The sequence below is a fragment of the Streptomyces sp. enrichment culture genome (assembly GCF_964273255.1).
Classification (GTDB): domain Bacteria; phylum Actinomycetota; class Actinomycetes; order Streptomycetales; family Streptomycetaceae; genus Streptomyces.
The window spans coordinates 6,402,596-6,416,696 of record NZ_OZ186835.1 but is presented as its reverse complement, the minus strand read 5'-3'; the positions used below and the strand labels follow the sequence as shown (position 1 = coordinate 6,416,696).

Sequence of the window (14,101 nt, the reverse complement as noted above, 5' to 3'; positions counted from 1 at the left end):
CGGAGTCAGGCCCCGCCGTCGAGGGCGGCGCGTCCGGCGCCGAGCAGCCCTCGGGCGCGGGGGAAGTCGCGCAGCTGCTCCTCCAGGACGTCCAGGGCGGGCGGCAGCGAGCGGGCGGGCACGCCCCGGGCGGTCAGGATCCCGGCGGTCCAGGTGAGGAAACCGGTGAAGATCTCGGCGTCGTCGACGTAGAGGGCGGCGGCCAGGAAGTCGACGATGTGGGCCAGGTCCTCGGCGGTGCGCTCGCGCTGGTCCGCGTCGTAGTCGCGCATCGGCGGGAAGCGCTGCTCCAGCCGCTGGACGGTCTCGCGCACCAGGTCGTGCGCGGCGCGGGTGACCATCGTGTACTCCTGGTCCGCGAGGTGCGGCAGGTCGTCGACGGCCTGGTGGCGCGGGCGGGGGACGGGCAGCGGCCCGGCGTCGAGCCGGTCGGCGGCGGTGCGGGCGTCCGGCGCCCATCCGTCGGCGCCGAGCAGGCGCGCGTAGCGGCCGTCCACGCCGAAGCCGAGACCGCCGACCATGACGGGCACGCCGGTCGCCTGGACCGCGGTGATCGCCGCGTGCGCCATGGGCAGGCGGGTGGACAGGGCGGCGGACAGGCACACCACGGACGATCCGGTGCGGTGCAGCTGCCGCACCAGGTGGGCGGTGGGGACCTGCGCTCCCAGGTAGGCGACCTGCCGGCCCCGCAGCCGCAGGGTCTCGGCGAGCAGCCGGGCGGGCAGCGCGTGCCACTCCTTGTCCACGCAGGCGACCGTCACGCTGCCCCGCGCCGTGTCGGGCCGGGGCACCGGCAGGACGGAGACCACCCGGTCGCTGATGGCGGTGGCGGCGTGCTCGTCGGCGACGCCGATGCGGTTGGCGGCCCACTCCAGCCCCACCCGGCGCTGGACGGCGCCGATCACGTCCAGGAGCACGGTCTCCGCGTCCAGCCCCGCCGCGAGGGCCTCGGTCACGACGTCGACGGCCGCGTACTCGTCCGCCGCCAGGGCGGCCTGCCAGAGCTTCTCGGCGTACTGCTCGGTCCGCTCGGCGCCGGCGGCGGGGGCCCGGCGGCTCCCGGCCCGGTGGGCGGGCCCGTCCTGTCGGGAGGATGCGCGTGTGACCGTCATGCGGTACGAGTGCCCCCTGTCGCCGTGTCCACGGCACCCGCCGGCCCGCCGCGGGGCGCGGTGACGGCGAGGACCGCGATGTCGTCGTGGCGTCCGCCGCCGATCCAGGCGTCCGTCAGCATCTGCACGCGCTCGACCACGGCCGCCGCGGGCAGCCCGCCGCACTCGGCCAGGGCCCGCTTGAGGCGTTCCTCGCCGAACTGGGCGTCGCCGAGCGGCCCGCCCTTGGCCTCGGTGACGCCGTCCGTGTAGAGCAGGCAGGTCTCGCCCGGTGCCAGCCGGACGTGTGCGGTGCGGGAGACGATCTCCGGGAGGACGCCGATCAGGGTGCCCCCGGTGTCGGCCTCCTCGACGGTGCCGTCCCGCCGCACGATCAGCGGGGGCGGGTGGCCGGCGGACGTCAGGCGCAGCGCCACGGACCGGCCCTCGCGGTGGGCGGAGGCCAGCACGAGGGTCGCGAAGCGCACCCGGCCGCCCTCGCTGCGCATGGCGTTGTTCAGCAGGCGCAGCATGCGGCCGTGGTCGTCCGCCAACGGCCGCAGGGCGTGCAGCGTGTTGCGGATCCGGCCGGTGATCACGGCGGCGTCCAGGCCCTTGCCCGCCACGTCGCCGAGCACGGCGAGCGTCTCCGCGCAGTCCTCGCCGGGCGGGTGGACGTCGTAGAAGTCGCCGCCGACGCGGTCGGTGTCGACGCTGGCGCGGTAGCCGCCGGCGAATTCGATGCCCTCGACGTGCCGGAGGGCGGGCGGCAGCAGCGCCCGCATCAGGGTGTCGGTCACCTGGTTCTGCTCGGCGTACAGCCGCGCGGCGGACATCGCCGCGCCCGCCCGGGCGGCGAACAGTCCGGCGAGCTCCGCCTCGGCCGCTTCGAAGGCGGTCCGCGGCGCGCGGCGCAGCAGGATCAGCGCCCCGGCGGACAGGCCGTGGCCGGGGAGCGGGGCGACCGCCATCGCGCCGACCTCGCCGAATCCGTCCGGGACCAGCCAGGCGGGAGCGGCGGCCGGGTCGATCCACCTGGGGGGCACCGGCGGGAAGCCCTGGAGCGCCTCGTCCAGTCCGGGCACCGCGTCGGGTGTTGCGGCGACCGCGTCCCGGGTGATCCGGCCACGGTGGTCGCAGGCGACCACGGGGAGCTTGCGGGCACCGGTCGGGGTGATCACCGCCGCCGCGTCGGCCAGGTGCTCGGCGGCGAGGCGGGCGGTGACCTCCATGCACCGTTCCAGGTTCAGCGACGCGAGCAGGGCGCTGGACGCCTCGGCGAGGAACCGGGCGCGCCGGCGTTCCGCCTCCAGTTCGGCCCTCAGAGCGCGGTGGGCGGTCTCGTCCCGCAGCCACCAGGCCGTCCGGCCGCCGTCGAGCGGAGCGGCCGTGGCGGCGAAGAAGCGGTCGCCGACCGGACCGCGCGGGGTGCCGGTGCCGGGGGCGAGGTGTGCCTCGGCGAGCCAGACCGGGGAACCGAGGGGCCGGCCCGCGCGGGCGTCGGGCAGCAGGGCCGCCGCCCGGGCGTTGACCTCCACGACGTGTCCGGCCGCGTCCAGGACGACGACGGGGAAGGGGGCGGCGGCCGTCCAGCCGGCCGGTCGCGCCGGAACGGCGCCGATGCCGTCGGGCAGATCCGGCAGTTCGGGGAGGTCGGGGAGCGTCGTCATGCGCGGGCCGCGGGGTGGGCGGCCGCTCACCTCCCCTTTCCGTCAGCGATGGGTGGCCCATCCACCCTTCCTCACCCCGGGTCGCCGATGCAAGCCGGTGCCCCCTGCCACAACACCGGACGGCGAACCCGCCCGGACCCGGGGGATTCCGGCGGCGACCGGAGGGAACCTTTGGGGATGGACGCGGGAGGGTGGCAGAGTGCGGGCATGGGCGACGAGCAGATGGTGACGGTGCGGGAAGGCTCCCAGGCGTTCGTTCTCGAGGTGACGGGCGAGATCGACGTCGACACGGTCGACGCACTCGAGGAGGGCATGGCCCGGGCCTGGGAGGTGAACGCACCGGTGACGGTCGTGGACCTGTCCCACGTCCGGTTCGCCGACTCCAGCCTGCTGAACCTGCTGCTGGAGGCCCGGGCGCGGTACGGCTCGGCCGGCAGGCGGCTGGCGGTGGCGGGCCCCTTCCACGACGCGGTGCGGCGGCTCTTCGACCTCACGGGCACCGCCGGCCACCTTCCGCTGACCGAGGACGTGGCGACGGCCGTACGAGGGGCGGCGGCCGACACCGACGGCCGCTGAGGCGACCGCGTCCGCCGGTGCCCGGGCGGAGCGCGCAGAGCGGCGCACGCCCGCCGTCCGGGCCGTCCGCACCGCCCGGACCGGCCGCGGACGCGGTCCCGGGCCGTGATGAACGGCACGGCCGACCGCGTGTGACGTGCGACACGTCCCGGCCATGAGCCGCACGGAGCCGCGCGTGTCAGGGCGCGGACGGCTCCGCGTAGGCCCGGTGCCGGTCGTCGGTGAACGAGTACGGGGGCCAGGGGCCGAAGAAGCGGATGCGGACGGCGGGTTGCCGCGCACCGAGGTCGCTGAGGACGGCGCCGACCGCGTCGATGTCCTCGGTCCGGACCAGCAGGGCGGCGGAAAGCACGTCCGTCTCGTCGGCGGACCGGTGGACGGGCCCGCGGTCCCGGACGTCCTCGGCGACGGCCAGCAGGCGCTGCCGCACCTCGGCGTGCAGCGCGTCGGCGAGCCGCCCGGCCGCGTCGCGGGCCTCCCGCTCCCGTTGCTTGGCCAGCAGCCTGCGCATGCCGGGCGAGACGGACCCGTCCGCCGGCTGCCCCTCGGGAAGGCCGGTGCCGGGGCCGGACTCCACCGCCGCCGCGCGGTCCACGGTGATCTCCACCCGCAGCTCGCACCGTCCCTCCAGCGCCGCCAGCTGCTCGCCGACGCCGGGTTCCTGCTCGGCCACCCAGGCCGCGAGGCGCTGTTCGGCGGTGCGTCCGGATCCGGTGTCGTCGGCGACGAGCACGTTGAAGGTCATCGGCAGCACGCTGCCGGTGCGTTCCCAGACGGCGGTGACCGCCTCGCTCTGCTCGGCCACCCAGCGCCGCACCTCGTCGTCGCCGCCCTCGTACGGGGCGGGTGCCGCGTCGTGCACCAGCGCGGCCACACCGGTGCCGGGCACCCCGGCCAGCCGCAGCGGGCGGCCGTCCAGTCCGGTGATCCCGTCGGCCGCGCCGGGCCGGTCGGGCACCAGCGCGTACACGTAGAGCGCCGTGTGGTCGGTCATCCGTGTGCCTCCTCCGCCCAGCGCCGGGGGTTGATCAGCTTGTCCACGACGTCGTCGACCACTTCGTCCAGTCCGCGGTGCAGGTCGGCCACCGACGAGACGATCCCGTGGTCCTCCTTGATCTGTTCCAGTGCCTCGTCGAGTTCCAGCAGGGCGTCCGCGAGGCGTTCGGACTCCTCCGGTGTCAGGTCGCCGCCGTTCATGCGGCGCAGCGCCTGGCGGTCCAGTGCCTCCTGGATGACCTCGACCAGCGTCACGACGAGGGACAGGACCCCCTGCTTGAGGCTGTTCTCGTCGACCGTCAACGGCATGTCGGTCCTCCCTTGTCCCGTCCTCTGTCCTGCCGGGTGTCCTGTGCGCGGTCCGGCCGGGGGTGCGGTCGGCGGTCCCGCCGGGTGTCCCGTCCGCCGTCCTGCCGGGTGTCCGTCCGGCCGGCCGGGACACCCCGGACGCCGTCGTCCGCGTGTGCCGTTCCGGAGCCCCGGTGCGCCGCGGGCGGCCCCGGGCGGCGGTTCCCGCGGGTCCTGGTGCGCGGGGCGGGGCGGCCGTGCGGCCGCTGTGCGTTCATCCGGCGGCCCCCACGGGGCGGGCCGCGTCCAGCCGGCGGATCCAGGCCGCCGGGTCGTCGGCGGCCAGCCGCACCTCGTCGCCGGCGGCGGTGCGCAGGGCGAGGACGCTGCCCTCGCCGGCGGGGCCGTGGCCGGGCAGCCGCCGTGCGCCGGTGAGGTCGGCGGTGCGCAGCACGAGCGCGGGGCGGGCGTCCACCGGGGACTTCCAGGTCAGCCGGTCCTCGGTGAGCCGGGCCCGTCCGCCCCGCCACAGCGGTCCGGAGCGGCGGGGCTCCTCGTACCAGAGGTGCCCCTCGGCGAGCGCCGTGTCCTCGTCCCCCGCGGGCGGGTGCCCGAACGGCAGCGCGGGTGCGAGGCGCCCGGCGCAGGCCCGGGTGAGCAGGTCGTGCAGCGCCTCGGGTTCCCGGGCCGACAGCAGTTCCCGGGCCCCGTCGGCCAGGGTCAGTTCCAGACGCAGGCGCTCCTCGCCCCCGACCGTGCGCTCGGGCGTCATCCGCACGGCGCGCAGGGCCGCGAGGTCGGTCTGCCACAGGACCTCGCGCGGCTCGGCACGCAGCACCACGATCCGCTGGTCGGTGACGTGGACGGTGCCGGGCCGCCAGCCGCGGTAGACGCCCTCGGTGAGCAGGTGTCCGCCGCTGGTGCGGTGGAGCAGACGCTCCCCCTCGCGCAGGTCGAGGGCCCGCCGGGCGACGGACCGTTCGGCCCAGGCGCGGGTGGCCTCGTCCCAGTGGCGCATCATCCCGTACTCCAGCATCGTCTCCATCCCGGCGACGGCCGCCCGCAGGGAGACGCCGATCAGCGGGATGTCGGCCACGGCGACGATGAGGTCGAGGTGCAGGACCGCTCCCTTGTTGAGCAGCACCTCCACCAGGTCGTCCAGGGTCACCCGCGGGTCCCGGGTGGGCCGCATCGGGGCTCGCTCAGCCGTCACGCCGCGACGCCTCCCGCTCGGCGGCGGGCTCCCCCGCCGGGTCCGCGTGCCGCCCGTCCCCCACGGCCGGGGTGGCCTCCCGGCCTCCGGTCACGGCCTCCGGGGCCGTGTCGCCCTCGGCCGCGCGGGCCTGAGCCTGGGCGCTGCGCCAGCCGCACCAGGGGCACCACTGGTTCAGCAGTTGCTCCAGCGGGGCGCGCTTGCCGCACGCGGGGCAGGACTCCTTCTCCTCCCGCGTCTCCCGCCACGCGGCGGTCTCCGTGTCGGTGCCGGAGGGGAACTCCAGCCCGTAGCGGGCCGCCGTCTCGAACGAGGCCAGCGCCGCGCGCAGCCGGATGCCCAGCAGCTCCACCCCGGCCACCGAGACCATGATGTCCGCGTTCAGCACGAGTCCCTTGTCCAGCAGGGTCTCGACCACGTGCGCGAGGCTGCCCTCGCCGTCCCGCCGGGGCTGCATGGGGGACGCGCCCGCCCCCGCCGCCGGTACGCGGGCCGACGCGTCGCGCGGGGAGACCACCGCCGGGGGGAAACCGCCGTCGCCGGACCTGGTCCTTTCGGGATAGCTGCTCATCCCCCGCGTTTAACCGTTTCCCCGCCCCTCACACTCCCCGCCGCCCGTCCGGGGCGCGTGACGGCGCCCCGTCCGGGGTCAGTCCGCCACGGGCGGCGTGCGTCCCGCCAGCCGGCGCAGGCGCAGCGCGAGCTGGATCTCCAGGGCCCGGCCCGGCTCCTGCCAGTCCTCGCCGAGGAGCCGGCCGACGCGTTCCAGGCGCTGGGCGACGGTGTTGACGTGGACGTGGAGGTCGTCCTTGGTGCGGGCGGGGCTCATGCCGCAGGCGAAGTAGGCGTCGAGGGTGCGCAGCAGTTCGGTGCCGCGGCGTTCGTCGTACGCCATGACCGGGCCGATGGTGCGCTCGACGAAACCGCCGACGTCCCGGTCGCCGGCGAGCAGCAGGCCGAGGAAGCCGAAGTCCTCGGCGGCGGCACCGTCCCCGGCCCGGCCCAGCAGCCGCAGGGCGTCGAGGCAGCGCCGTGCCTCCGCGTAGGCGCGGGCCACCGTGTCGGGCACGGCGGTCAGGTGCTCGACGGGGGCGGAGGCACCGACGGTGACCGGTTCCTGCACGGCGGTGCCGAGCTGGCGGGCGGCGCGGCGGGCCAGGCCGGTGGCGGTGTCCCCGGGGGCGAGGGGCAGCAGCAGGACCGTGCCGCCGTCGCGGGCGGCGGCGAGGCCCTCGCCGGTGGCCGCCAGGTGCGAGGCCGCGGCCCACAGGCGCCGCCGGGCGTCGGCCTCCTGGTCCGCGTCGGCGGTACCGGTCTCCAGGCGGGTGGCGAGCACGGCGTAGGTGGCGTCGAGGTCGGCGTTCAGCCGGCTCGCCCGCTCCCGCAGCAGGCGGGGGTCCCGGTCCCGGGCGTCGAGCAGGTCGTCGAGCAGTTCGCCGCGGACGCGCTGCTCGGCCTCCGCGGCGGACCGGCGGGCCAGCAGCAGCAGCGAGGTCACCATGGCCGCCCGTTCCAGGGTGCGCTGGTCGACGGGGTCGAGTCCGGGCTGCCCGCGCAGGACGAGCGCGCCGAGCAGTTCGCCGCCTGCCGCCACGGCGGCGATCCAGTCGTCGCCGTGCGGGACCGCGTGGCCCTCCGCACGGGAGGTCTGCAGGGCGCGGGCGGGCGCGGCGGCGGCCTCGGTGAACTCGACGGCTCCGTCCAGGACCTGGGAGACGGCGGCGGCCACGTCGTGCACCCCGCCGCCGCGCAGGACGAGTTCGGCGAGCCGGTCGTGGACGTCGGAGGCGCGTTCGATGACGCCGCTGCGGTCGCGGATGATCTCGTTGGCGCGCTCCAGCCCGGCGAGGGCGGAGCGGGTCTCGGCGAGCAGGTTGGCGGTGTCGATGGCCGCCGCGGCGAGGGCGGCGAAGGAGCCGAGCAGCGCGATCTGCTCGCGTTCGAAGACCCGGGCCCGCCGGTCGGCAGCGAACAGCACGCCGATCACCGTGTTCCCGAGCATCAGGGGCACGCCCAGGATCGCCACGAGCCCTTCGTCGCGCACGCCGGTGTCGATGGGGACGGTGTGCTGGAAACGGTCGTCGCGGAAGTAGTCGTCGGTGACGTAGGGGCGGGCGGTCTGCGCCACCAGGCCGCCGAGGCCCTCGCCCATGCCCAGCCGCAACTGCTGGAAGCGGGCCGCGACGGACCCCTCGGTGACCCGCATGTAGGTGTCGCCGCGGGCCGGGTCGTTCAGGCTGAGGTAGGCGACGTCGGTGCCGAGCAGGGAGCGGGCACGCTGCACGATGGCCTGGAGCACGGCGTCCAGGTCCCGCAGCCCGGCGAGGTCGTGGGCGGTCTCGAACAGGGCGGACAGCTCCGCCTCCCGGCGGCGTCTGCCCTCCAGCTCGGCGCGGACGCGCAGGGCGAGCAGCTTGGCGTCCTCCAGTGCGGCGACCCGCTCGGCGGACCGCCCCTCGGCACGGGCGAGGAGCACGGGCTGCTCGTAGGCCTCGGCGGGCGCGCCCCGGGCGAGCAGTTCCAGGAACGGCGTCTCGGCGGGGGCGGGTGCGTCGTCGCCCCGGTCGCGGCCGGCCGGGCCGGCATCCGTGCCGGTGCCGGTCCCGGCCCCCGGGCGGTCGGCGCGGGGACGGCCGCCGGCTCCAGGGTCGGGTCCGGGCTCGGGTCCCGGTTCGGGTGCGGGTCCTCCCGGTTCGGCCCGGGGTCCCGGTTCGGGTGCGGGCCCGGGTCCGGTTCCGGCGGCAGGGGCGGCTGCCGCCGGCACGTCGGCCGGGGCCCCGGCTCGGGAGCGGGGCCCGGTGCGGGGGCGCCCGGCGGGCGGCACACGATCACGGGACATGGGCACAGGATTCCTCATCACGCGGCCGCCCCGTCAGGCCTGTGGACAACGCGGTCATGCGCCCGACCCTAGGCAGCGCCCTCGCCCCACCCCATGTGCCGGTCCTACACAGTTCAACCGATTCCTGTGGTGTCGAACCATGTAGGCGCATCCGACATGGCCTGCTTGACGCGAAAGCGCGCGAACTCGTTCAGCTCGGGCAGCGCGTCCACGTCGAACCAGGCCACGTCGAGCGACTCGTCGTCGTTGACCCGCGCCTCGCCGCCCACCGCACGGCAGCGGAAGGTGATGTCCATGTACTGGCAGATGTCGCCGTTGCCGTACGTCACCGGCGACAGCGCCTGGACCAGCACGACCCGTTCGACGACGCACCGCACCGCGGTCTCCTCCTCGACCTCCCGCACCGCACAGGCCGCGGGCTGCTCACCGGGATCCGGGATGCCGCCGATCACCGACCAGGCGCCGGTGTCGGTCCGCCGGTTCAGCAGCAGGCGGCCCCGGTCGTCGAAGACGAGGGCGGTGACACCGGGCAGCCACAGCAGCTGATGCCCGGCGGAGGCACGCAGGGTGCGGATGAAGTCGGGAGTGGCCATGGCCCGACCCTACGGCGTCCCCGGCGGAGCACGGACCTCGGGCTTCGCCGATGATCACCTTCGCGGACCGGGGGCGGGCGGGAACGGCACGCAACGGGGCCCGGCGCTCCCGCGGGGCCCGGCCGAGGCCGGCCCACGGTCGATCGGTCCGCGTCCGGAACACCGGATCCCGCCCGAGTGGGCCGACGCTCCGGCGGCACGCGGCAGTCTCCCGCGCCCGGCCGGAGCGGCCGTCACGGCCCGTCGTCCCGGCTCCCGGTCAGACGTCCCACGGCCTCGTCCGGCGCATCACGTCGCCACGCTGCCGCCGCGGGCTCCCGCCCCGGCCGCCCGTCGCACCCCTCAGCCGTCCGAACCGCGCACCTGGGCGTCACCGGTCCGCCGCCCGCGCACGCGGGCGGCGACGGCCAGGCCCAGGCCGCCCGCGGCGACCAGCACCAGGGCGGCCTCCGGCAGCACACCGAGGCGGGTCGCCGGGGTCCGCGAGGAACGCAGGGGCACTTCCTGCACCAGCGAGTCCGCGACGAACATGCCGGTCCGCTGCGTCACCGTGCCGTCCGGCATGATGATCGCGCTGACGCCGCTGGTCACCGGGACAGCGACGGTGCGGCTGTGCTCGACGGCCCTGACCCGGGACATGGCGAGCTGCTGGTAGGTCATCTCGCTGCGGCCGAAGGTCGCGTTGTTGCTCGGCACGGAGATCAGCTGGGCGCCCGCGGTGACCGTGTCCCGCACCGCCCAGTCGAAGGCCGCCTCGTAGCAGGTGACCAGGCCGACGCCCGCGCCGTCCATCTCGAAGACGCCGGGCTCGGAGCCACGGCTGAAGTCCTGGCGGACCATCGAGGTCCACTCGTCGTTGATCGCCCCGATCAGCGAGCGCAGCGGGAGGTACTCGCCGAACGGCTGGATCTGCCGCTTGTCGTAGGTGTCGACGGGGCCCTTGACCGGGTCCCACAGGATCTGCTCGTTGAGCAGCCTGCCGTCCTTCGACACCACACCACCGACGGAGACGGGCGCGCCCACGGCCTTGGCCGCCCGGTCGATCACGGCCCGGGCGTCGGCGTTGGTGAAGGGGTCGATGTCGGAGGAGTTCTCCGGCCACAGCACCACGTCGGGCCGCTCGACCCGGCCCGCGGCGACCTCGGCCGCCAGGCGTTCCGTCTCCCGCGCGTGGTAGTCGAGGACCGCGCGCCGCTGGGAGTTGAAGTCGAGACCCAGCCGGGGCACGTTGCCCTGGATCACGGCGACCCTCACGGTGCCGTCCTCGGCCGTGTCCGTCACCAGCGGCCGGGCGGCCACCGCCGCCACGAGCGGGACGGCCAGGCTCAGCAGGCCGGCGGCCGCCGCGCCCTTCCGCAGGCCGCCGGTGCCGCGGGCCGAGGCGGTCACGCGCACGGCCTCGTACAGGCCGAAGCCGCACAGGACGACCGCGAAGCCGAGCACGGGCGTGCCGCCCAGCGCGGCGAGCGGCAGGAACACGCCGTCGGCCTGCCCGAAGGCGACCTTGCCCCACGGGAAGCCGTCGAACGGCGCGCGGGCGCGGGCCGCCTCGCCGGCCGTCCACAGGGCGGCGGCCCACACCGGCCAGGCCGGGAGCCGGGACACGGCGGCGACACCGGCCCCGACCAGCGCGACGAACACCGCTTCGATCGCCACCAGGGCGATCCACGGCCCCGGCCCCACCTCGACCCCGGTCCACACCAGCAGCGGCAGCAGGAAGCCCAGGCCGAACAGGTAGCCCAGGCCCAGCCCGGTCTTGACGCTCCGCCCGCGCAGGGCCCAGCCGAGGACGGCGAAGGCGGGCACGGCCAGCCACCACAGGGTGCGCGGCGGGAAGCTGACGTAGAGGAGCAGGCCGGCCAGGGCGGACGCGGCGGCGGGCAGGAGGCGCCGGGCGCGTCCGAGCAGGCGGTCGCGGGTCGTGGGCGTCCCCGGTGGCACGGGGTCCGCCGCGCCGACGGGAGGTGCGGTGACGGTCACGCGGGGAGTCTACGGCGCGTGACCTCGGCGACGACAGCGCGGACGGGTGGCCCGGAGGGCCCCCCGCGGGCCGCCGGCCGGACCGGTGCCGCCGGGACCGCCCTGGCGGTCCGGCCGGGGCGCGTGGGCGGAAGCGCGCTGCCGCGGGTGCGCCGGACGGGACCGGTTCACGACCGTCCCGGATGCGGCCGCCACCCGTTACGGTGTGCCGGTGCCCTGGACGTGCCCGCGGGACGCGGCGGCGACGGCCGGGGTGCCGTCAGGGTCAGGGGGCGACGCGGTGCGGGGGGGGCGGGGTGGGTTCCACGGAGAGGTCCACGGCCGGTCCGGAGGCGGACGGCGACAGACGCACGGGTCCGGACGCCGCGGGGATCGTGATCCTGGGCGCCTGTGCGGCGTGGCCGCTGATCACGGCGGCCGTCCGGGGCGGGCGCCCCGAGGGGATGCTCCTGGCCGTGCTGGCCGTCGCGGCCGGGTACGCGGCGGGCCGGATCGGCGGGGCCCTGCTGCCGGTGGCGGCCCCGGCCGCGACGGCCCTGGCCGGAGCGGGACTGGCGGCACTGGTGCCGGACCTGACACCGGGCCCGCAGATGGTGACGCCACCGGGACACGCCGGGGCCACCGCCGCCGTCCTGGCCCTGTCCGCCGGAGCCGCCTGCTGCGCGGCCGGGGCCGCGGCCGCCCGGTCCGTCCGGCTCGCGCTGCGGATCCTGGCGGCCGGGGTCGCGGTGACCGGGGCGGCGCTGGGTTCGGTGGCGGGCTGCCTGGCCGCCGTGGTGGTGCTCCTCGGCTCCCTCGCCGCGGGCCGGACGGTCCGCCGCGGGCCGGGGCTCACCGCGCTGGCCGTGGCCGCCGCCGGGGTGACCGGGCTGACGTGGGCGGTGGCCGGCCGGGCCGTGCCGGAGGGGTTCGCCGCCTCTGTGGAGGGCCGGCTGACCCCGCAGCGGGTGGACCTGTGGCGGGACGCGCTGGCCATGGCGGGGCAGCACGCCGGGGTGGGTGTGGGGCCGGGGAACTTCGGGGAGCTGAGCACCGCGGCCGCTCGGTCCGTGCTGTCCGACGACCGGCCCCACTCGGCACCCCTGCAGCTCGCGGCCGAACAGGGGCTGGCCGGGGCGGCGCTGCTGGCGGCGGCGTTCGGGTGGGTCCTCTATGCCTTGTGGCGCAGTCCGCGGAGCACGGCGGTGGTCCTCACGGCGGGCGTCGCGCTGACGGCCGTGGCGGCCGTCGCCGCCGTGGGCAACGCCCTGAGCTTCACCGTGGTGTCGCTGGGCACCGGACTGCTGGCCGGACTGGCGACCGCGCGTCCCTTCGCCCAGGACCGGGCGCCGGCCCCCGCCGGCCCTCCGGAACCCTGGCGGCCGGTGCGGTGAAGGCTGCCCCTGCCCCGGCCGGTGCCGCGCGGGTCAGTGCGCCGCGCCGGACCTGTGCGGGTGCAGCCGGTCGCGGATGACGCGCACCGCCGCCTCCGCGTCGTCGACGGTGACCGTGAAGGTGTGTCCGTCCCACAGGCGCAGGACGATCCCTTCACCGCGCCGCACGACGACCGCGGTGCCCTTCTCGGGCCGCCAGCGGTAGCCCCAGCCGCCCCAGTGACGCGGGGTGACGTGCGGCGCGAACTCCGCCCCGGCCACCTGCGAGAGCGGGATGCGGCGGCGCGGCAGGCCGATGTGGCCGCACCGCACCTCCAGGTGGTCCTCGTCGACGCGCAGCGCCACGTGCACGAAGGCCAGGGTGCCGAACAGCACCAGCAGTCCGGCGGCGATGCAGCCGACGACGGCCATGACCAGGGGGGCGACCCCGGTCGTCCACGCGGAGTCGACGGCCAGGGCGATGCCGAGCGCCATGCACGCGGCACCGATCAGGGCGAGCAGCCACTGGATGCGGTTGGTGGCCCTGCCGATCCAGACGTCGGAGTAGGGGGCGGGCTTGCCGTGGGGGTGGTCCCTCATACCTTCGAGGTTACTCAGGTTTCGCTCCGCCGGTACGGCGTCACTCCGCGTGACCGGGCCGCCCGGGCACGGGCGCCGGGAGCCCGGGGTCAGCCGACCGGGGCGGTGCCGTCCAGGAGCCGGCCCTCGGCGTAGGTGAGCACCGCCGCCGGGAGCGGGCCCTCCCGTCCGCTCAGCAGCGCCGTCAGGGTGCCGGTCGCCGGGGCCCGCGGTGCGGGCTCCGCGCCGATCCGGCGCAGCGTCTGGGCGGCCACGGCGCCGGCCGAGCCGTACAGCGCGAGCCGCGGGCGGCCGGGCTGCTGGACGGCGGCCCGGATGCGCTCGCCGACCAGTTCATAGTGGGTGCAGCCCAGGACGACGGCCGTCACGTCGTCGGGGGTGAGGGCGGCGGCGGCCGCCACGGCGGTGTCGACGGCGGCCTCGTCGGCCCGCTCCACGGCCTCGGCCAGCCCCCAGCACGGCACCTGGGCCACGTCGACCCCGTCGGCGAAGGTGTCGATCAGGTTGCGCTGGTAGGGGCTGCCGGTGGTGGCCGGGGTGGCCCAGATCGCGATCGGCCCGCCCCCGGCCGCGGCCGGTTTGATCGCCGGGACGGTGCCGATGACGGGCAGTCCGGGTTCCAGGCGGGTGCGCAGGGCGGTGAGCGCGTGCACGGTGGCCGTGTTGCAGCCGACGACGAGGGCGTCGGGCCGGTGGGCGGCGGCGGCCTCGGCGACGGCCAGGGCGCGTGCGGTCAGGTCCTCCGGGGTCCGGGGGCCCCACGGCATGCCGTCGGGGTCGAGGGAGAGCACGAGATCGGCGTCCGGGCGCAGGCGCCGTACCGCGGCGGCGGCCGCCAGCAGACCGATTCCGGAGTCCATGAGCGCGATCTTCACCCGGTCACGATAATCGATGTGCCGGTCC

General features: G+C 76.8%; 13 protein-coding genes. 2 read left to right on the top strand and 11 right to left on the bottom strand.

Annotated elements, in window-relative coordinates; translation table 11 throughout:
- Window positions 1-5 precede the first annotated feature (5 nt).
- Window positions 6-1,112, bottom strand: coding sequence for a cobalamin B12-binding domain-containing protein (locus tag ACSU53_RS28040; protein WP_437032186.1), 1,107 nt, complete (start codon window positions 1,110-1,112; stop codon window positions 6-8).
- The gene (locus ACSU53_RS28035) at window positions 1,109-2,761 is read right to left on the bottom strand and encodes a SpoIIE family protein phosphatase (RefSeq protein ID WP_437032184.1); all 1,653 of its coding nucleotides are present in this window, start codon (window positions 2,759-2,761) and stop codon (window positions 1,109-1,111) included. Before ACSU53_RS28035 ends, ACSU53_RS28040 begins: the two co-directional genes overlap by 4 nt.
- A gap of 207 nt (window positions 2,762-2,968) precedes the next feature.
- Between ACSU53_RS28035 and ACSU53_RS28030 the strand changes: the two genes are divergently transcribed.
- Window positions 2,969-3,337: an STAS domain-containing protein gene (locus tag ACSU53_RS28030; protein WP_437032182.1), complete on the top strand. Its 369-nt coding sequence runs from the start codon at window positions 2,969-2,971 to the stop codon at window positions 3,335-3,337.
- Window positions 3,338-3,515: 178 nt separating this feature from the next.
- Here ACSU53_RS28030 and ACSU53_RS28025 read toward each other — a convergent pair whose 3' ends face one another.
- The 7 genes from ACSU53_RS28025 to lnt form a co-directional block, all read right to left on the bottom strand.
- Window positions 3,516-4,331 carry a GvpL/GvpF family gas vesicle protein gene (locus ACSU53_RS28025; RefSeq protein ID WP_437032181.1) on the bottom strand — a complete coding sequence of 272 codons (816 nt, stop codon included), beginning with the start codon at window positions 4,329-4,331 and terminating at the stop codon, window positions 3,516-3,518.
- Window positions 4,328-4,642, bottom strand: coding sequence for a gas vesicle protein K (locus ACSU53_RS28020; RefSeq protein ID WP_164335082.1), 315 nt, complete (start codon window positions 4,640-4,642; stop codon window positions 4,328-4,330). The genes ACSU53_RS28025 and ACSU53_RS28020 overlap by 4 nt, the downstream gene beginning before the upstream one ends.
- A gap of 253 nt (window positions 4,643-4,895) precedes the next feature.
- On the bottom strand, window positions 4,896-5,834 hold the full coding sequence (locus tag ACSU53_RS28015) for a gas vesicle protein (RefSeq protein ID WP_437032179.1): 939 nt from the start codon (window positions 5,832-5,834) through the stop codon (window positions 4,896-4,898).
- Window positions 5,824-6,405 carry a gas vesicle protein gene (locus ACSU53_RS28010; protein WP_437032178.1) on the bottom strand — a complete coding sequence of 194 codons (582 nt, stop codon included), beginning with the start codon at window positions 6,403-6,405 and terminating at the stop codon, window positions 5,824-5,826. Before ACSU53_RS28010 ends, ACSU53_RS28015 begins: the two co-directional genes overlap by 11 nt.
- A 78-nt stretch (window positions 6,406-6,483) precedes the next feature.
- On the bottom strand, window positions 6,484-8,673 hold the full coding sequence (locus ACSU53_RS28005; RefSeq protein ID WP_437032176.1) for a helix-turn-helix domain-containing protein: 2,190 nt from the start codon (window positions 8,671-8,673) through the stop codon (window positions 6,484-6,486).
- A 113-nt stretch (window positions 8,674-8,786) separates the two neighbouring features.
- Window positions 8,787-9,266 (bottom strand): NUDIX hydrolase, encoded by a 480-nt coding sequence (locus ACSU53_RS28000; protein WP_437032175.1) that lies wholly within the window; start codon window positions 9,264-9,266, stop codon window positions 8,787-8,789.
- Between the two features lie 342 nt (window positions 9,267-9,608).
- Window positions 9,609-11,246: an apolipoprotein N-acyltransferase gene (gene lnt / locus ACSU53_RS27995; RefSeq protein ID WP_437032173.1), complete on the bottom strand. Its 1,638-nt coding sequence runs from the start codon at window positions 11,244-11,246 to the stop codon at window positions 9,609-9,611.
- A 371-nt stretch (window positions 11,247-11,617) separates the two neighbouring features.
- Between lnt and ACSU53_RS27990 the strand changes: the two genes are divergently transcribed.
- Complete coding sequence (locus ACSU53_RS27990; protein ID WP_437033455.1) at window positions 11,618-12,619, top strand: O-antigen ligase family protein; 1,002 nt, start codon at window positions 11,618-11,620, stop codon at window positions 12,617-12,619.
- Window positions 12,620-12,652: 33 nt separating this feature from the next.
- On the opposite strand, the gene ACSU53_RS27985 is transcribed toward ACSU53_RS27990, so the two are convergent.
- The gene (locus ACSU53_RS27985; RefSeq protein WP_437032172.1) at window positions 12,653-13,198 is read right to left on the bottom strand and encodes a hypothetical protein; all 546 of its coding nucleotides are present in this window, start codon (window positions 13,196-13,198) and stop codon (window positions 12,653-12,655) included.
- Window positions 13,199-13,287: 89 nt separating this feature from the next.
- Window positions 13,288-14,073, bottom strand: coding sequence for a glutamate racemase (locus ACSU53_RS27980; RefSeq protein ID WP_437032170.1), 786 nt, complete (start codon window positions 14,071-14,073; stop codon window positions 13,288-13,290).
- Window positions 14,074-14,101: the final 28 nt, after the last annotated feature.